This is a genomic window from Sphingomonas sp. P4_G2 (assembly GCF_056401155.1).
In genome coordinates, this window is record NZ_JBFUJY010000006.1 from 90,421 (window position 1) to 109,194 (window position 18,774).

Here is an 18,774-nt window from a genome sequence, read left to right on the forward strand (position 1 = left end):
CATCTACCCATGGCATCCACCAACAAGTTCGACGCGATCGTCATCGGCTCGGGGATCAGCGGCGGGTTCGCCGCAAAGGAACTGACCGAGAAAGGCCTGCGCGTTCTGATGCTCGACCGTGGCTTCATGGTCGAGCATCAGGAGGGCTATCCCTATGACGGCAAGCCGGCCTTCGAACTGCCGGCACGGGGCGAGGTCCCCAAAGCGATCGTGGAGAGCGACTATTTCATCGCCAAATATGGTTATCTGTCGACCAGCAACCTGCAATTCTACAATGACGACCGCCTGAACCCCTATGTCACCGACGAGGGCAGCAAATTCCGCTGGATCCGGCCGGCGGCGGTCGGCGGCAAGTCGCTGATCTGGGGCCGCTGGTGCTTCCGCTGGAGCCCGGCGGATTTCGAGGCGAACAAGCGCGAGGGGGTCGGTGGCGACTGGCCGATCCGCTATGACGACGTCGCGCCCTGGTACTCCTATGTCGAGAAATATATCGGCGTCTCCGGTTCGCGCGAGAACCTCGCTTATCTGCCCGACAGCGAGTTCCAGCCGCCGATGCCGATGAACGTGGCAGAGAAGTGGGTGAAGGGCCGATTGGAAGGCGCCTTCCCCGGCAGAAAGCTGATCAACGCCCGGCTCTCGAACATGACCGAGGACAAGCCCGAGCAGAATCGCAGCAAATGCCAGTTCCGCGACCAATGCTCCAACGGCTGCTCGTTCGGTGCCTATTTCTCGACCCAGGCGGTCACCTTGCCGGCCGCCCGCGCGACCGGCCGCCTCACCATCCGGTCCGATGCGGTCGTGTCGAACCTGGAATATGATCCCCGGCGCAAGCGCGTGACCGGAGTCCGCTTCGTCGACGCGAAAACCGGCCAGGCCGAAGTGGTGAAGGCCCCTCTCGTCTTCCTGTGCGCGTCGGCGATGGCGTCGGTCCAGATCCTGATGAACAGCCGCGCGCCGGGGACCGATCGCAGCTATTTCGACACGAGCGGCACGCTCGGCCGCTACGTCATGGATCATATCTTCCGCACCCATATCTCGGGCGAGGTGCCGGGCATGACCGAATATATCGAATATGGCCGCCGCCCCGGGGCGATCTACATTCCCCGTTTCCGCAACGTCGGCACCGATGACGGCGTCGGTTTCAAGCGTGGCTATGGCTATCAGGGTAGCGCGAGCCGCAGCCCGTCCAAGCCGGTCGGCTTCGGCGCGTCGATGAAGGAAGGCATGCGCCGCTACGATCCGTGGAAATTCTCGATCGGCGCGTTTGGCGAATGCCTGCCTTATGAGGACAATCGCGTCTCGCTGCATCCCACCAGGGTCGACCGTTTCGGCATCCCGCAACTGCGGTTCGACGTGACGTTCCGGGACAACGAACTGCGCATGATGGCGGATGCCCGCGCCCAGGGCGAGATGATGTTGCGCCAGGCAGGTTTGGTCAACGTGACCAGCGGCGAGTCCGAGCATGTTCCCGGCGAGGCGATCCACGAAATGGGCGGCGCACGGATGGGCAACGATCCGCGCACTTCGGTGCTCAACAAGTGGAACCAGGCGCACGACGCGGCCAATCTGTTCGTGACCGATGGGTCGCAGATGAATTCGATCTCCTGCGTCAATCCGTCGTTGACGTTCATGGCGCTGACCTGCCGGGCAGTGGACCATGCGGTGAAGCAGTTCCGCGCCGGCGCCCTGGCCTGAGCGGGCGACGCCGTGGCGGCTCCGCTGACCGAACCCTATCGAGAGGAAGAATGCGATGAAATCGATCCTGCGGGGCGCTAGCCTGTTGCTGGCCATGGCCCCGTTTGCCGCCCTGGCGCAGGACGCCAAGCCGAAGCCGGAGGACACGGAGGTCTGGTCCCCCACCGTGCCGGTAGTGACCCCCAGCAGCAGTGAAACGGCATCGCCGCCATCCGACGCGATCGTGCTGTTCGACGGCAAATCGCTGGATCAATGGGTGAATGTGAAGGACGGCGCGCCGGCGGGCTGGACCGTGGCGGACGGAATCGCCACCGTGGCGAAGGACAAGGGCAACATTCAGACGCGCCGATCTTTCGGCAGCTATCAGCTTCATCTCGAATATCGCATCCCAGCCAATGTCACCGGGACGGGTCAGGCACGCGGCAATAGCGGCCTGTTCCTGGCGTCAACCGGCCCAGGCGATTCCGGCTATGAGCTGCAGATTTTGGACAGCTACAAGAACGACACCTATGTCAACGGCCAGGCCGGCGCGATCTACAAACAATACCCGCCGCTCGCCAATCCGGTGCGCAAGCCGGGAGAGTGGCAAAGCGTGGACGTCGTGTGGGACAAGCCGATTTTCGACGCGAATGGGACGTTGAAGACCCCGGCCCATGTCACTGCCTTTATCAACGGCGTGCTGGTCCAGAACCATGTCTCGTTGCTCGGCGAGACGCTCTATATCGGCAAGCCGAGCTACAAGGCGTTTGATCGTGCGCCGATCAAGCTACAGGCCCATGGCGATCCCAGCCCGCCGATCAGCTATCGCAACATCTGGGTGCGCGACCTGGGCTGAGCGGTAGATTGACGCCAAGCGCCGCTGATTTGAGCAAGCGGCCGCATTGGTCCGCTTGCCCGACCATCGGCTCTTCTCCGCTTGAGCGCGAAGAGCAAATCAGCGCGCCGCCGCTATTCTGCCCAACTTTTCAATACGATCGAATAGAAAGCGGAACATTCCTTCGTATCCCACTACATCGTCGCCGAGCTCAGCCGGGGCGCGTTAGGGATCTGCGGGAGCGGCATCAACCGCTCCCGCCGTGCGTTCATTTTTTCCGGAGTTCGACGATGTCGTTCACCGCGGGCTTTCCGTCGACCACACTGACATGGGCGAAATGACCCTCGAACAGATGATCGATCCTGACATGTCCGATAAGGTCGCGGCGATAGGCCGGACCGGGCCCCTTTTGGGGACCACCCAGGATATTGACGCGATAAACGGTGAGAACCTGCCCAACCTTCGCGCCGTCTTCTTTCCCGACGCAAACAACCGTGCCGGTGGCGTCTTCGGCGACAATCGATCCACGCATGAAGAACGCGTGCCGAATGTTTGCGGCGATGACTGGAGAATTGCTGAGCATCGCCAGTCCGGCGAGCGAAAGAATGATCTTTCTCTTAAGAAGCATGGCGTAAATCTCCGTTGGGCAACCTGGCCCACGCAAGAAACATGACCCCCATTAGTCATACTTCATCTGGTTTAATTACGACCGCCGCCCCCTGTGATGAATACGTATAATTACGAAGGCGCCTCGATTGCGTGGCGGCCATCCACAATTATTTGACGGACGAAAATGCCTATGTCGGGTATTTACGTATATCCCGCGATTTGTTGCGAGCCGATCACCAGTGAGGTAGTTCGGGAGGCAGAAATGACCGCACTTGGTATCGGAGGGCGATCGGCGAACAAGTCGCTGCTCGTGCATTTCACCGCAGCGGGCGCCCTTATTTTTGGCATCAGCTTTATCGTCTGCTGGCTTCTGGCGTTTGTGCCGGTCAGCGCGACGCACGCGTTTATCACGCTATTCACCACCGCCGACACGACATCCCCGACCGCTCTGGTCCAGGGCCTGTGTTGGTCGCTCGTGTTCGGCGCCTGGTTGGGCTTCCTGACCGCCGCCGTCCACAGTGTCTTGAACCGGATCGGCTTCTGACACGCTCACCTGATCAGAGGAATTCTCAAGATGAAGACACCCCTTATCGTCGCGACTTTCGCGATCTTGTTTGCTGCTCCGGCCTTTTCCGCGACCAAAGACACTCACGCGCGGCATCATCCGCGCAAGACGACGGCGGCCAAAGTCGTCCCCATGGCGGCCAAATGCCCGATGATGGATAAAATGGACATGGCGATGAGCGGGCCGGGCAAGATGAAGATGAAGGGGAAAGGAGCCATGTCCTCTGACATGATGGCGAAATGCATGAAGGCGAAGCCCGCACTTGCAAAACCCGCCGCCCGACCCGGCAAGGGTCGCTAGCGGCGTGAAGGCCTCGCTGGTCGCACCGGCGATCCCGGCATCGGACTCGACAATGCCCGTCAGAGGATCCTAGTCTATCGCGATCCGGTGGCACTCAACGCCAATCCTAACGGATCGGAAACAGTGAAATTCCGACGGGCGACTTGCGGTGCGAGCGATCGACCGCCAGCTCTCCGGCATGAAGAAAATCGGCTTCCTTTCGTTCGGACATTGGTCCGCATCGTCGCAATCGGCGACCCGCTCCGCCAGCGACGTACTGCTGCAATCGATCGACCTCGCCGTCGCCGCCGAGGAGCTTGGCGCCGATGGCGCCTATTTCCGCGTGCACCATTTCGCGCAGCAACTGGCGTCGCCATTCCCGCTGCTCGCGGCTATCGGCGCCAGGACCAGCCGTATCGAGATCGGTACCGGCGTGATCGACATGCGCTACGAGAATCCCTTCTACATGCTGGAGGATGCAAGCTCCGCCGACCTGATCAGCAGGGGACGCCTGCAACTCGGGATCAGCCGCGGCTCGCCCGAGCAGGTCATCGATGGCTGGCGGCACTTCGGCTATTCGCCGGCCGAGGGCCAGAGCGATGCCGATATGGGGCGCCGCCATGCCGAGGTGTTCCTCGAACTGTTGAAGGGCAAAGGCTTTGCCCAGCCGAATCCGCGGCCGATGTTTCCCAATCCTCCCGGCCTGTTGCGACTGGAGCCGCACGCGCCCGGTTTGCGCGAGCGTATCTGGTGGGGTTCGGGGTCGAACGCCACCGCGGTCTGGGCCGCGCAAATGGGCATGAACCTGCAAAGCTCGACGCTCAAGGCCGATGAATCCGGCGAGCCGTTCCACGTCCAGCAAGCCAAGCAGATTCGCGCTTACCGCGCCGCGTGGAAGGAAGCGGGCCATAGCCGCGAGCCTCGCGTGTCGGTGTCGCGATCGATCTTCGCGCTGATGAACGACCAGGACCGCGCCTATTTCGGCCGTGACGGCGGTGGCGACCAGGTCGGGGTCATCGACAATATGCGCGCGATTTTCGGCCGCTCCTATGCCGCCAAGCCCGACCGCCTGGTCGCGGAGCTAAAGGCGGACGAAGCGATTGCCGAAGCCGATACGTTGCTGCTGACCGTGCCCAACCAGCTCGGCGTGGAGTACAACGCGCACGTGCTTGAAAGCATCCTTAAGCACGTCGCCCCGGCCCTCGGCTGGCGATAAGTCTCAACCGGCGGCGTTGGCGGCGAGCGCGATCGAGCCGAGCGGGCCGGCCAGATCGCCCAGCCGCGGTGCCACGATATAATCCCCCCCGCGGGGTAGGGGCATATAGCCCGCGAGACTCTCGATCAGCGCCGCATTGACCCGGTCGAGCAAATGCGGCTGGCCGGAGACGACGCCGCCGCCCATCGCGATCCGATAGGGCCCGGTCGCGCACACCAACGCATGACACATGGCGGCAAGCGTGTGGACGATCGGGTCCCATACCGGATCATCGGGCGACAGATCCGATGGCGGCCGTCCCTCCAGCCGGGCAAGCAGCGCCGGCCCCGAGGCGAGGCCCTCGACGCAATCGTCATGGTAAGAGCACGCGCTTTTTACCCGATCGGCCGGCAGCCGCGGCACCCGGATATGGCCCAATTCGCTGTGTCCGATACCGCGCGTGGGCTGGCCGTGGACGATCAGCCCGACGCCGACTCCCGTGCCGACCGTGACATAGGCGAAGTCGCTCAACCCCTGCCCGCTGCCCCAACGAATCTCCGCCAAAGCGGCGCCATTGACGTCGGTGTCGAAGCCCACAGGCACGGAGAAGAGTGCCGACAGGATGCCGCGAACGTCCGCGCCCCGCCATCCGGGCTTGTTGGTGCTGGTAATCCGGCCATAGCGCCGGGAATCGGGATCGAGATCGAGCGGGCCGAACGAGGCGATGCCGATCGCGGCGAAGCCATGGTCCCGCTCCCAGTCCGACAGAATCGCGCAGATCGCGGGCAAGGTCTCGGATGGCGTGGTGGTCGGCACGGTCCGCTGATCGACGATCACGTCGGGGCCGTATGCGAGCGTACACACACATTTCGTGCCGCCAAGCTCGACACCGGCAAAAAACGGAGACGACCCGCCGGCACTCATTGCATCACCGCGTTCATCGTCAGCACACACCACGCACACACCATTGAAACTGCTCTCGACTGTCTAAAAAATATTCGGCGCCGCGCTGCGGCTCCGTGTCCTGGGGGTTACGCCGGCCCGCGTGCGAACGAGGGCGGGCGATCGCGTTTCGCCGCGCCGAACCGCGATGGCTGCGCGCCCATCTCGAAGACGAGATCGCCGCCCTGGATCAGCTCGGCATGCGCGATCCAGTTCTTCGTCCAGGGCTTGCCCCGCCAGCGCACCGATTGGACGTACGGACGGTCGGGCCCGTTGGCATTGGCGCGCACGATAAGCGTCCGGCCGTTGCCGACATCCACCTCGGCGACGTCGAATAGCGGCGACCCGAAGACGTAGATAGCGCTGACCGGATCCACCGGATAGAAACCGAGCGCGCTCAGCACGAACCAGGCGCTCATCTGGCCGCAATCGTCGTTACCGATCACGCCGTCGGGATCGGCCTTGTACATCTCGGTCAGCAGCCGGCGGACCATTGCCTGCGTTTTCCACGGCGCGCCGCAATAAGCGTAGAGATAGGCGACGTGCTGATCGGGTTCGTTGCCATGAGCATATTGCCCGACCAGGCCCGAAATGTCGGGCGGCGCGTTGGCCGGCAAGGTCGACGGGCCGTTGAACAACGCGTCGAGCTTGCCCTCGAACACCGCGTCGCCGCCGAAATGCTCGATCAGGCCATAGACGTCATGCTGGTTGAGGAAGGTCGCCTGCCAGCCATTGGCTTCGGTATAATCGCGCCACTTGGGCACGTCATGGCCGAGCTGGATCGGGTCGTACTTCTCCCACCACGAACCATCGGTAAAGCGCGGGCGCGCAAAGCCGATCTTGGGATCGATGACGTTGCGATAATTCCGCGAACGCTTGCGCAGGGTAGCCGCATCCTCCGTCGCGCCGGCCGCTTCCGCCAGATGGGCCATCGCCCAGTCGTCATAGGCATATTCCTGCGTACGGCTGACCGATTCCCAGATCTTGTCGGCAGGAATGTAATTCAGGTCGTAATAATAGCCGCGGCCCAACGAGCCGTCGGAATCCTTATAATCGCGATCGAAGGCCCGGCGGCGGATATTGGGCCAGGCCGCGGCATAATCGGCCTCGATGCCCTTGGCATGCGCCTCGGCGAGCACCGACACCGAATGCCAGCCGATCATGCAGCCGGTTTCGGATCCCTGAAGCGTCCAGACCGGCGGCCCATAGGGACTTTGCTGCGTCTGCCGGATCAGGTCGCGCACCAACAGTTTCGCCTGATCGCGATTGATCAGCGTCAGCAGCGGATGGAGCGCGCGATACGTGTCCCACAGCGAATAGGCGCTGTACGCGCGCTCGCCCTGCGCCAGCTGATGCACTTGCCGATCGAGCCCGACATATCGCCCGTCGCGATCGGCGAACAAGGTCGGCGCAAGCTGCGCGTGATAAAGCGCGCTCGCCATGATCGTGCGCTGCGCCTCGGTGCCACCCGAGACGCGTACCCGGTTGAGCGCGCTGGCCCAGGCGGATCGAGCGGCGGCATGGACGGCATCGAAATCCCAACCGGGGATCTCGGCCAATGCGTCGTGCGCGCCCTTGACGTCGACGCCCGACAGTCCGGTCTTGATCAGGATTGGATCGCCGCCGGCATCGTCGAAAAACAGCGCGACCTTGAGCTTTCCCCCAGCGACATTCGTCGCGTCCTTGGCGGCGGGCGTATCGTCATCGCCGAAGAACTGGACGCGGTCCGGCTTGCGCGACAGCCGCATCGCGAAATGGATATGCCGCCCCTTGGCCCAGCGGTTGACCGTCCGGCTGCCCGTCAGCACCCCGTCGGAATCCACTGCCAGCGAGGCATTCTCGAGCAGCCCGCCTTTGTCCGATGTGTCGAGCATCGCATGGGCGAAATCGATCAGGATATGCGCCGGGCCGCTCGGGAAACGATAGCGGTGGAGACCGCAGCGATCGGTGACGGTCAACTCTGCCTGGACGCCCGATTCCAACCGAACGCGATAGTAACCGGGCTCGGCATATTCATCGGAGAAACGCTGGCGATAGCCCTTGTCGGGATCGCCGACCGGCCCCGGCTCGAGCATCAGCGGCTGGCGCGTCGGCACCACCAAGATGTCGAGCATATCGCCGATGCCGGTGCCCGACAGATGGGTGTGGCTGAAACCCATGATCGAGCGGTCGTCGCGGTGATAGCCCGAACACGCGTCCCAGCCGATATTGTTGGTGTCGGGGCCCAGCTGCGCCATGCCATAGGGCAGCGACGGCCCCGGAAAAGTATGGCCGTGCCCGCCCGTGCCGACGAACAAATCGGGCCGGGCGGCGACCGACGGCGCTGCCCAGGCTAGGCCGGGCATCGCATTGCCGAGCGCGGCAAGACCGGCGCCGGCGAGCAATTGGCGGCGGCTGGCGGTGATCATCGTTCTTCCCTTCCGGATTATCAGATGCGGCCGGCGAGGATCGCCGGCTTGCGCGCGGCCAACTCGACGATCAATTGACCGAACAAGGCATTGGCCCAGGCGAACCAGGACCGCGTGAACTTTGCCGGCCGATCCTTGTCGAAGGATTCGTGCATGAACCCGGTGCCGCCATGCGTCGCCTTCAACCAGCGCAGGCATTGGATGATCGTCGCGTCGTCGTCGGCGTTCATCGCATGAGTGACGATCGACATCGGCCAGATCTGGTCCATCCCGACATGCGGGCCGCCAATCCCCTCGGCCGCCTTGCCGCGGAAGAAATAGGGGTTGCGCGGACTCCAGGCGAGCGCCGCGGTGCGCCTGAACAACGGATCGTCGCGCCTGGCTGCGTCGATCAGCGCAAGGCCCGACAGGCTCGGGACGTTGGCGTCGTCCATGAACAGCCAGTTCCCGAACCCGTCAATCTCATAGGCCCAGACCCGGCCGCCCTGCCCGTCCGGAACTAAAGCATGGGCCTTCAACGCGGCCTCGACTTCGGCCGCCAGCGTCTCGCAGTCTCGCGCCGCCACGGCGTCGTTGCGCGCCTGGCGATGGACCATTGCCAGCTGGCGGAGCGCCGACACCGCGAACAGGTTCGACGGGATCAGGAACGGATAGACGCACGCATCGTCAGACGGCCGGAACATCGAATGAATCAGGCCGATCTTCCTGGTCGGCGCGCCGTACCCGTCGAGGATCAGCGAGTCGGTCGGCTGTGCCGCGGCGCGCTGAAAATGATACGGCCCCTGTCCGTCCTTGCGCTGCTGCACACGGAAGGTCGCGACCGCGAGCTTCATCGCGCGTGCCCAGCTATCGTCGAACGGCGCCTTGTCGCGCGTCGTCGTCCAATAAGCGTGGCTGAGCCGCATCGGATAGCAAAGCGAGTCGATCTCCCATTTCCGCTCGGCGACGCCGGGCCGCATGTCGGTCTGGTCCTTTTGCGACCATTCGAGATCGCTCCTGGCCGCCGCGTCCTTCATGAAGGCATTGGCATACGGATCGATCAGGATGCAGCGCGCTTGGCGCTGGATCAGCCCGTGAAACAGCCGCTGCAACGCTGGGTCGCGCGGCGCGAGATGGACATAGGCCTGGACCTGCGCCGAGCTGTCGCGCAGCCACATTGCCTCGATGTCGCCAGTGATGACGAAGGTGTCGGGCTTGCCGTCGACCGACCCGGTCTCGACCGTGGTGTCGAGCGTGTTGGGATAGCAATTCTCGAACATCCAGGCGAGTTCGGGATCGGCGATGACGGCCTTCACCCGCGCGATCTCGGCCTCGACGGCCGGGCTAGTGAACAGCCGCCGGGCGAGCGGCGGGCGCTTGCTGGCGAAGGACGCCGCGCGGGCTGCGATCGGCAATGCCGCGTTGAGCGCGATGGCGCCGGCTCCGGCCATGATGTGGCGTCGATTGGGGGTCAGCGTCTTTCTCCGGGTCACTTGGCGGGAGCGCTCATCGAGAAGGGCGCGGCCGCCTTGGTGCTCGCCCATTGCTTGTTCGGCGTCGGCCCCATCACGAACCGCAGCGTGCCGCCCTGCGCCAACGCCTCGCGGGTGAAATAGGCCATATCGTGCGGTGCGCCGTTGAGCGTCACCGACTGGATATAGACATTGTCGGGGCTGTTATTCTCGGCCTCGATCGCCAGCGTCTTGCCGTTCGGCAAGGCCAAAGTGACCTTCTGGAACAGCGGGCTGCCGATCGCATATTGGCCGACCGTCGGCGTCACCGGATAGAAGCCGAGCGCGGACCAGACATACCAAGCCGAGGTCTGCCCGTTATCCTCGTCGCCGGGATAGCCATCGGGAGTCGCCGAATAGAGCCGCTTCATCACGTCGCGGGCGCGATATTGCGCTTTCCACGGCGCACCGGCCCAGTCGTAGAGATAGATCATGTGCTGGATCGGCTGATTGCCATGGGCATATTGGCCCATGTTGACGATCTGCATCTCGCGCGTTTCGTGGATCACCGAGCCATAATAGCTGTCGTCGAAGATCGGCGGGGTAGTGAAGATGCCGTCGAGCCGATCGACGAACTTCCTGTCGCCGCCCATCAGGTCGATCAGCCCCTGCGTATCCTGCATCACGGCCCAGGTGTAGTGCAGTGCATTCCCCTCGGTGAACGCATCACCCCATTTGTAGGGATTGAACGGCGTCTCCCACGACCCGTCCTTGTTGCGTCCGCGCATCCACCCGCTCTGCGGATCGTAGAGCTTGCGGTAATTCTGCGCGCGTTGGGCATAAAGCTTCGCATCCTCGGTCTTGCCGAGCGCAGCGGCGAGCCTCGACAGCGAGAAATCGGCGGTCGTATATTCGAGCGTCCGCGCGGCATTTTCGTTGATGCCGACATCGTAGGGCACGTACCCGAGCCGGTTATAATATTCGACGCCCTCGCGGCCGACGGCGCTCACAACCTCGCCCTTCTTGTCGGTCGGGCGGCCCGCGCTGGTCGTCGCGTTCTTGACCATCGCCTTGTAGAGCGTTTCGACATCGAAGCCACGCACGCCATTGGCATAAGCATCGGCGATGATGTTCGCCGAGTTCGACCCGATCATCACGTCGCGATAGCCGGGGCTCGCCCATTCGGGCAGCCAGCCGCCCTCTTTGACCGTGTTGGCCAAGCCCTGCATCATCTCGCTGTCGCGCTCGGGATACATCATCGCGAAGAACGGGAAGACCGCGCGCCACGTGTCCCAGAAGCCGTTGTCGGTGTACATGAAGCCGGCATGGACCTTGCCGTCATAGGGGCTGTAATGGACCGGCTTTCCCGTGGCATCGATCTCGTAGAACATCCGCGGGAATTGCAGCATGCGATAGAGCGCCGAGTAGAAGGTCCGGCGATTATCGAGATTGGGATCCTCGACCCGGACGCGCGCCAGCTGCGTTTCCCACGCCTGCTTCGCCTTGGCCTGGGTCTGGTCGAAACTGTCCTTGCCGACCTCCGCGTCGAGATTGCGCGCCGCCTGTTCGGGGCTGATGAACGACGACGCGACCTTGACGCCGACCTGCTCCCCCGCCGCGGTCTTGAAGCTGACCACCGCGCCGACATGGCCGCCTTCGCGCGTCTTGGCGGCGGAGAGCTGGTAATTGTCGTCCCAGGTGCGGGTCACGGTGAAATCGTGGTCGAATTCGGCGACGAAGTAATTGTGGAAATTGTCGGGCACGCCGCCGCTATTGTTGCGGACATAGCCGGTGATCCGCCGCTTGGCCGGATCGATCGTCACCATCGATCCGCCGTCCTGGCCGTCGATCAGGATGTGCGCGTCGTCGCTCTTGGGAAACGTGAAGCGGAATTGCGCCGCGCGCGCGGTCGGGGTGACTTCGGCGGTGACGTCGTAATCGGCGAGATAGACCTTGTAGCCGTAGGGGCGCGCCTCCTCCGCCTTGTGGCTGAACCAGCTAGCGCGATCCTCCTGCTCGATCTTGAGCGGACCGGTCTCGGCGAACAAAGCGAGCGCGGCGTAGTCGTTCATCCAGGGGCTGGGCTGATGCGTCTGCTTGATGCCGTTGATCTTTTTCGCGGCATAGGTGTAGCCCCAGCCGCTGCCCATCTTGCCGGTCACCGGCGTCCAGAAATTCATCCCCCAGGGCACCGCGATCGCCGGATAGGTGTTGCCATAGGACAGAGCATGGTCGCTGTCGGTGCCCATCAGCGGGTTGATCAGATCGACCAAAGCGGGCCGCGGCGTCGCGACGGACTGCGCGAAGGCGGGCGCTGCGCTGCCGATGACGGGCGACGACAGCAAGGCACCTGCGCTCAGCAAGGTCACGATGGTCCTGATCACGATCGGCGTCCCTTTTTCATGATGGCCGGCAGCGGCCGCGGCGCGATGCCTTCATTGGTCATGACCACCGGTGCGATGGTCCCGTCGGCATTGAACGTCATGCGATCGATCGCCAGTTGGCGGTGGTCGCCATTGTCGTCGCCGAGCGGCCGGCGATGATAGACGATGTACCAATCGTCGGTGCCCGGCACGTTGACTACTGAATGGTGCCCCGCGCCGCTGGCGATGTGGAAATCCTGTGCGAGGATGGTGCCCCTCGGCTCGAATGGACCGAGCGGGCTTTTGCCGGTCGCATAGGCGACGCGATAATCGGGGCCGGTCCAGCCGCCCTCCGACCACATCAGATAATAGATCCCCTTGCGCTTGATCACGAAGGAGCCCTCGACATAGCCGGGCGGGGTGATTTCCTTCCATGTCGTACCGTCCGGATAGGGTTCCACCGACTTCAGATCGGGGCTCAGCCGGACGACGTTACAATGGCCCCAGCCGCCGTAATAGAGGTAGGTCCGGCCATCGTCGTCGCGATAGACGAAGGGATCGATCGGCTGCGCGCCGTTGTGGAAGGCGGGCACCAGCGGATGGCCGATCGCGTCGCGAAACGGTCCGCCGGGACTGTCCGACACGGCCAGGCCGATGCCGCCGGTTTCCTTGTCGCTCTGAATGTCGTTGGCGCCGAAGAAGAGATAATATTTGCCGTCGCGCTCGATCGCCGACGGCGCCCATACCGCATAGGCCGCCCATTTGATGCTGGCGGTATCGAGCACATGCCGATGCCGCGTCCAATGGACGAGATCGGGTGAGGAAAACGCGTCGAGAAACGTCTGCTTGAGATATTCCGGGCGGATCTTCGGCTTGGCACGCTTCGCCGTTTGAGCGGCGGTGAACAACGGCGGCATGGGATCGGGCTTGCCGCTATCGTCCGAATAGGTCGGATAGATCCAATAATGTCCGGCGAAGATGCGGATTTCGGGATCGGCATACCAACCGGGCACGATCGGGTTGGACGCAAGCACGGGAAGCGGCGCCGCCAGCGCAAGCCCTGCCGCGGCAAGGCGCATCGCTATCCTTCGCATGCCGTCTCGGCCCCCTTGGTTGGGACGGCGGCGGAGAGAGGCCGCCGTCCCGGTTACGATCGATCAGAACTTGAACGCGGCGCCAAGATAGAAGCGGCGACCGGTATATTGCGACGAATAATAGCGGGCCTTGGTGTCGTTCCCCAGATGCGACCTCGCCGTCTCCTTGGTGAGATTGATCACCGAGCCGGTGATCGTGAGGTTGTGGAACACTTCAACCGAGGCGTTGAGGTCGACCTGCTGGTACGGGTCGTCATAGACGTTGAGCCCCGACACCAGCCCCTGCACGCGCTCGCCGCGCCGGTTGTACGACGCCCGCAACAGCACCGGTCCCTTTTCGTAGAATATTGAGGCATTCCACTGCGTCTTGGCGCTGCCGACCAGCGGCGAGGTGCCGATCTTCTGGCCATTAAGCGAGACGTCGGCGACCGATGTGTGATTGTAGGTGAAGTTCACCTGCGCACCGAGGCCGAACGACAACGTGTGCTGCGCATAGACTTCGACGCCCTCCGACTTGGCGCTCGAGCCGTTCGCCTGGGTCGAATAGGACTGAACCAACACGGTCTGCCCCTGCACTTCCTGGTTCAGGTCGAGCACCAGCGGCACGACGAAGTTCTTCACATCCTTGCGGAACGCGGCGACGCCGAGCACCGAACCCGGGTGGAAATACCATTCCGCACCGATGTCATATGCCCAGGCCGAGAACGGCGACAGGTTGAAGTTGCCGCCGTCGCCCGACCAGCCGGCCCGTTCGCCAAACTGCGCGCGATCGAACGTGTAGGCGTCCGAATGGAAGGTCAGCGAGCGCGCCGAGGCGAGATCGTTATAGGAGGGACGAGCAACGACCTTCGAGACCGCGGCGCGGACCAACAGGTTCGGCGTCACGTCCCAGGAGATATTGAAGCTCGGCAGCACGTCCGTATAGCTCTTGGACTCGCTGTTCGGGCTGAAGACGCGGACTTCGCGCTGGCTCTGCGGGATGACCTGGCAATTGCCGTCCGGGCCGATCGGCCGGTTGGGATCGAACGGACCGCCGGGGCCGTCGACGCAATAGTCGTTCTCGAAATACAGCGTGTCGGTCGACGTGCCCGTCTGCTTCGTGTTCGCGATGCGGATGCCGATATTGCCGCGGATCGGACCCGACTTGAAGTTCAGCTGGGCATAGCCGGCCCAGATCTTCTCCCCGATCCTGTAGAGGTTCTGCGGCTGCGGGACCTTCACGGCCTGACCATAGGTCGAGTTCAGATAGTTCAGGTAGCTGGTCATGTTGATCGCCGGGAAGGACGACGCCGTGAACCCGCCGGGGATATTGCTGATCGGATTGCTGTAGAAGAAGGACGGCTGCGCCACCGCGCCCTGCGGCGTGTCCTGGAAGCGCAGCAGCGTGGCCGGATCGGCATACCAATCCTGCTCGCCGGTCGAACGCTGGACGCGGCCGTCGCGCCACTTGCCGCCGACCTGGATCGAGCTGATGAAGAAATCATCGAAGGTGCGCGTCACGTCGATCTGGGCGTAGCGCTGCTCGATGCTGCTGTTGGTATAGCCCGACCCGGTCGACCCGGTATCGACCTGGGCGATACCCGCCAGGATGTTCTTCTGCACATCGGGCGAGAAGGTCATGCCCAGGTCGCCGCCGCTGAAGTCCCAGCTGCTCAGGAAGTTGCCGTTCTGCGTGACGGCACCAGTCAGGCGAGGCTTCACCGCGACTTTCATCTGTTGCGACGGACCGCCGGTCGACTTCGTCTTGCCGACCACGAACGACACGGCAAGGTGGCCGAGATTCCAATCGCCATGCAGGTCGTAGGTGTTCGAGATCTGCTTTTCGCGCTGATAGATGGCCGACAGCTGCGGCGTTTCCATCGTACAGATCGGAGTGTTGGCCGAGCAGCCCTGTCCCGCCGGCGGCACCTGGAAGGTCGCCGACTGCATGACCGTGCCGCTCTTGTCGAACTTCGCGCCAGTGAAGAAGTTGCCATAGCCCCATTCGGGGATCTTCAGCACATTGTCTTCTTGCGTGCGATTGAGCTGGAAGCGAAAATAATTCGCGGTGAGGCGCAGATTGTCGAACGGCTTGAAGTCGATCGTCGCCTGGATGCCGATGCGCTCGCGCTTGTCGGTGGTGATCTGCTCGTTGACCGACTGCGGCGCCCAATAGCCGTTATAATGCTGACCCGATTGCGTAGTCGGGGCCTTGTCCTCCGACCAATAGGTGATCGCGTCTTGGTTGGGGAGCACGTTGCCGTTGACGTCGGTCGCCGGCTTGCCGTTGCGGCCACCATCGGTCCACCATTGCCAACTCTCGGTCGAGCCATCCATCTCGCGGTTGGTGCGCTTCTGCCAGCTGCCGCCGACCAACAGGCCGATCGTGCCGGCGTCGTTGCGCCATGAAATCTGACCGGTGAGCTGCGGTTCGATCTTGTCGGTGACGTCCGAATCGGTACCCTCGGCCGAGACGAAACCCGACCAGGGCTTGAGATCGAGCGGCCGGCGCGTGCGCAGGATGACGGTGCCGCCGACCCCGCCTTCGTCGAGCCGCGCTTCAGGCGACTTGTAGACCTCGACGCTGCCGATCATGCTCGACGGCAGCAGCAAATAGTTGAACGACCGCGACGGATCGCCGCTGTCGGTGCCGGCGATGAAATTGCCGTTGAGCTCGGTCAGCGTCAGATCGGAATTCAGGCCGCGAATGCTGACTCGCGAGCCTTCGCCGCCGTCGCGGGAAATGATGACGCCCGGCACGCGCTGCAGCGCATCGGCGACGTTCTTGTCGGGGAATTTGCCGACATCCTCGGCAGTGATGACGTCGATAAAGGCGTTGGCCTCGCGCTTGGTCCGCAAGCTGGCTTCGATCGACTGGCGATATCCGGTGACGGTGATTTCGCCGGCCGAGTCGGCAGCCTGGGGATCGGCGGGTTGCGCGCTAGCGTCGGGCGTAGCGGGTGCGGCAGGCGCAGTCTGCGCCTGCGCGATGCCGGAGAAACCGCCCGAGAAACCAATTGCCGCGCCGGCGGTCAGCATGAGGTCGCGAATCAGCCTGGCCCGCGACCGGGTGCATGCTGTGCCCAAGCCAAGATCGATGTGACGAATGCTCATATGGATCTTCCCTCTTCCATGAGTGAGGGCGTTATCGCCCTCCGTTTTTCTTTTCGTTCGACGCCGCGGCGGGGCTCGAAGCCCGTCCGCAAACCTGTCGCGCCGCAATTCAGAATATAAAAAGCAATTTGTCAATTAAATTGTCCGGCCCGCTTTTTCGCACCCGGACTCGACTCCGCCTTCATCGAGAACTCCACTTTTTGTATGTTAATTCAGTATATTACTTCGAATCCGGCAACGCCCGTAGCGGAGCCGCGATTGTCGACAAGGCTTCCGGCGACGCCTTGGCGCGCGCACGATCATAGGTCAGCAGGCCGTTGATCTCGTCCTCGACATCGGTCGTCTGGGTATAGATCGAGGCGCTCAGTCCATCCTCGCGCGCGGCACGAATGACCCCGGCCATCTTGCGGCGGAAACGGGCGAGATAATCCTCCTCGCCGGTCGCCACCTGATAGCCCCAATTCTTCTTTCCGGGCCGCCAGATATGGCCCGCGATCGGCATGCCGATGCCGCCATATTCGCCGATCACGATCGCACGGCTGGACTGGCGCGTCGGCGTGTTGGGCACATCCTCATAGGTGTGGATGTCGAACACGTCCGAGGCGCCGGGCGCGACGTCGAGCCAGCCGCTATCGGCATCAACCAGCCGGCCAGGGTCCATCCCCTTGACGTACCGGGCCAGGGTCGCGGAATCGTATTGCCCCCAGCCCTCATTGTTGACCACCCACATCACGATCGAGGGAAAGCCGCGCAGGTCGCCGATCATCGCGGCGAGTTCGTTCTGGTTCTCCGCCATCGCGTCCGACGGCAGCACCGCCTGACTTTTGCTGGTTCCGGTGACGAATTGATCCTCACCGCCGCCCGAGGGCATATCCTGCCAGATCAACATACCGAGGTGATCGGCGTCGTAATAATAGCGCGCCGGCTCGACCTTGATATGCTTGCGCAGCATGTTGAAGCCGGCGCGTTTGAGGAAGATCAAATCGCTCTTCATCGCCTCTTCGGACGGCGGGGTGTAGAGACCGTCGGGCCACCAGCCCTGATCGAGCGTACCGTTCTGAAAGAGCGGCTTGTTGTTGAGCAGGATCGCCGGCTGGCCCGCGACCCGCCCGGGACCAATGGAGATCTTGCGCATCGCGAAATAGGCGTCGACCGTATCGCGCGGCGTGCCGGCGATGCGCGCCGCGGCATAAGTCCGATCCTCGCCCGCGGTGAAGCGCGCGTCATAAGCCTTGCGATCGCGCTCCTCCTGCCCGGCATAGGGATCGGCGACGGTCACCAACTCGGCCTTGAGGTCATAGAGATAGGGATCGTCGGGCGACCACAAGCGAGCATTGGGAATCGCCAGCGTCGCGCGGCGATTGGCCCGGATGATCGTCGACGCGATCACCTTGCCGCCGGCGCTCGCCGTGAGCTTTACCGCATCGGTGTCGTTCGCCCATCCGCTCAATGCAACCGCGACATCGACGACTCCGCGGTCGATGTCGGGCGTCGCGCGAACGTCCTCGATATGGAGTTTGGGCACGGGCTCGAGCCACACCGTTTGCCAGATGCCGCTGACCGCGGTGTACCAGATGCCCGAGGGATCGAGGATCTGCTTGCCGCGGGGCTGCGTGCCGGCGCTGGTCGGATCGGCGACCTGCACGATCAGGTCGTTGCGGCCGGGCTTCAGATAATCGGTGACGTCGAACCCGAACGTGTCGAAGCCGCCTTTGTGCGACCCGACGACGACGCCATTGACCCAGATCGTCGCGGCAAAATCGACCGCGCCGAAATTGAGCATGACGTGCTCGCCCGCCCAATCCTGCGGCACGGTGAAGCTGCGGCGATACCAGATGCGATCGTCGGGCGTGACCTTGCGGGCGACGCGCGACAATTTCGATTCGACCGGATAGGGCACCAGGATCTGGCCATCCATTCGGGCCGGCTGCGGCGCCGAATCCCTGGCGATCGCATAGTCCCACAAGCCGTTGAGATTGAGCCAGCGCTCCCGCTTCAGTTGCGGCCGGGGATAGCTGCGCCAGGCATTGTCGGGCGTGACGTCCTTGCCCCACCGGGTCATCAGGTCACCGGCATAGACGCTATCGCCCGCTGGAGCAGTCTGCGCCGCGGTGTCGATCGCGCTGATCGCCAGGATCATCGACGCGATTGCTGCGATTATCGTGCGCATGGCGTTTCTCCTCGAGCGTTGGACCATCGGTCAGCGATCAAATTGGTGAGCCCAGGGCGCGCGGGCTGGCGCAGCCCTGGGCTCTTGCCTCCGTCGAGGGGGGAGGGGAACGGAGGC

13 protein-coding genes are annotated in these 18,774 nt (G+C 63.3%); 5 read left to right on the forward strand and 8 right to left on the reverse strand.

The window, feature by feature from the left end; all coding sequences use genetic code 11:
• Window positions 1–9: 9 nt before the first annotated feature.
• Both AC1DRD_RS17145 and AC1DRD_RS17150 read left to right on the forward strand, forming a co-directional pair.
• The gene (locus tag AC1DRD_RS17145; RefSeq protein ID WP_478042279.1) at window positions 10–1,695 is read left to right on the forward strand and encodes a GMC oxidoreductase; all 1,686 of its coding nucleotides are present in this window, start codon (window positions 10–12) and stop codon (window positions 1,693–1,695) included.
• Window positions 1,696–1,750: 55 nt separating this feature from the next.
• A complete protein-coding gene (locus AC1DRD_RS17150) occupies window positions 1,751–2,530 on the forward strand; it encodes a 3-keto-disaccharide hydrolase (RefSeq protein WP_478042280.1) in 780 nt (259 codons plus the stop codon).
• A 247-nt stretch (window positions 2,531–2,777) separates the two neighbouring features.
• On the opposite strand, the gene AC1DRD_RS17155 is transcribed toward AC1DRD_RS17150, so the two are convergent.
• A complete protein-coding gene (locus AC1DRD_RS17155) occupies window positions 2,778–3,092 on the reverse strand; it encodes a hypothetical protein (protein WP_478029700.1) in 315 nt (104 codons plus the stop codon).
• Between the two features lie 288 nt (window positions 3,093–3,380).
• Between AC1DRD_RS17155 and AC1DRD_RS17160 the strand changes: the two genes are divergently transcribed.
• From AC1DRD_RS17160 to AC1DRD_RS17170, 3 genes are all read left to right on the forward strand, one after another.
• The gene (locus AC1DRD_RS17160) at window positions 3,381–3,662 is read left to right on the forward strand and encodes a hypothetical protein (protein WP_478029699.1); all 282 of its coding nucleotides are present in this window, start codon (window positions 3,381–3,383) and stop codon (window positions 3,660–3,662) included.
• A 30-nt stretch (window positions 3,663–3,692) separates the two neighbouring features.
• Window positions 3,693–3,983 carry a hypothetical protein gene (locus AC1DRD_RS17165; RefSeq protein WP_478042281.1) on the forward strand — a complete coding sequence of 97 codons (291 nt, stop codon included), beginning with the start codon at window positions 3,693–3,695 and terminating at the stop codon, window positions 3,981–3,983.
• 148 nt (window positions 3,984–4,131) lie between these two features.
• Window positions 4,132–5,178: an LLM class flavin-dependent oxidoreductase gene (locus AC1DRD_RS17170; RefSeq protein WP_478042282.1), complete on the forward strand. Its 1,047-nt coding sequence runs from the start codon at window positions 4,132–4,134 to the stop codon at window positions 5,176–5,178.
• 3 nt (window positions 5,179–5,181) lie between these two features.
• On the opposite strand, the gene AC1DRD_RS17175 is transcribed toward AC1DRD_RS17170, so the two are convergent.
• The 7 genes from AC1DRD_RS17175 to AC1DRD_RS17205 all read right to left on the reverse strand — a co-directional run bounded on the left by AC1DRD_RS17175 (window position 5,182) and on the right by AC1DRD_RS17205 (window position 18,657).
• Window positions 5,182–6,081: an ROK family protein gene (locus AC1DRD_RS17175; protein ID WP_478042283.1), complete on the reverse strand. Its 900-nt coding sequence runs from the start codon at window positions 6,079–6,081 to the stop codon at window positions 5,182–5,184.
• Window positions 6,082–6,188: 107 nt separating this feature from the next.
• Window positions 6,189–8,507 (reverse strand): GH92 family glycosyl hydrolase, encoded by a 2,319-nt coding sequence (locus tag AC1DRD_RS17180; protein WP_478042284.1) that lies wholly within the window; start codon window positions 8,505–8,507, stop codon window positions 6,189–6,191.
• Between the two features lie 20 nt (window positions 8,508–8,527).
• Entirely contained in the window at window positions 8,528–9,937 is a 1,410-nt protein-coding gene (locus AC1DRD_RS17185) for a glycoside hydrolase family 125 protein (protein WP_478029694.1), read from the reverse strand.
• A 38-nt stretch (window positions 9,938–9,975) separates the two neighbouring features.
• Window positions 9,976–12,264, reverse strand: a complete 2,289-nt coding sequence (locus AC1DRD_RS17190; RefSeq protein WP_478042476.1) for a GH92 family glycosyl hydrolase — start codon at window positions 12,262–12,264, stop codon at window positions 9,976–9,978.
• 53 nt (window positions 12,265–12,317) lie between these two features.
• A complete protein-coding gene (locus tag AC1DRD_RS17195; RefSeq protein ID WP_478042285.1) occupies window positions 12,318–13,379 on the reverse strand; it encodes a glycoside hydrolase family 43 protein in 1,062 nt (353 codons plus the stop codon).
• Window positions 13,380–13,457: 78 nt separating this feature from the next.
• On the reverse strand, window positions 13,458–16,487 hold the full coding sequence (locus AC1DRD_RS17200) for a TonB-dependent receptor (RefSeq protein WP_478042286.1): 3,030 nt from the start codon (window positions 16,485–16,487) through the stop codon (window positions 13,458–13,460).
• Window positions 16,488–16,707: 220 nt separating this feature from the next.
• Window positions 16,708–18,657: a glycoside hydrolase family 2 protein gene (locus AC1DRD_RS17205; protein ID WP_478042287.1), complete on the reverse strand. Its 1,950-nt coding sequence runs from the start codon at window positions 18,655–18,657 to the stop codon at window positions 16,708–16,710.
• Window positions 18,658–18,774: the final 117 nt, after the last annotated feature.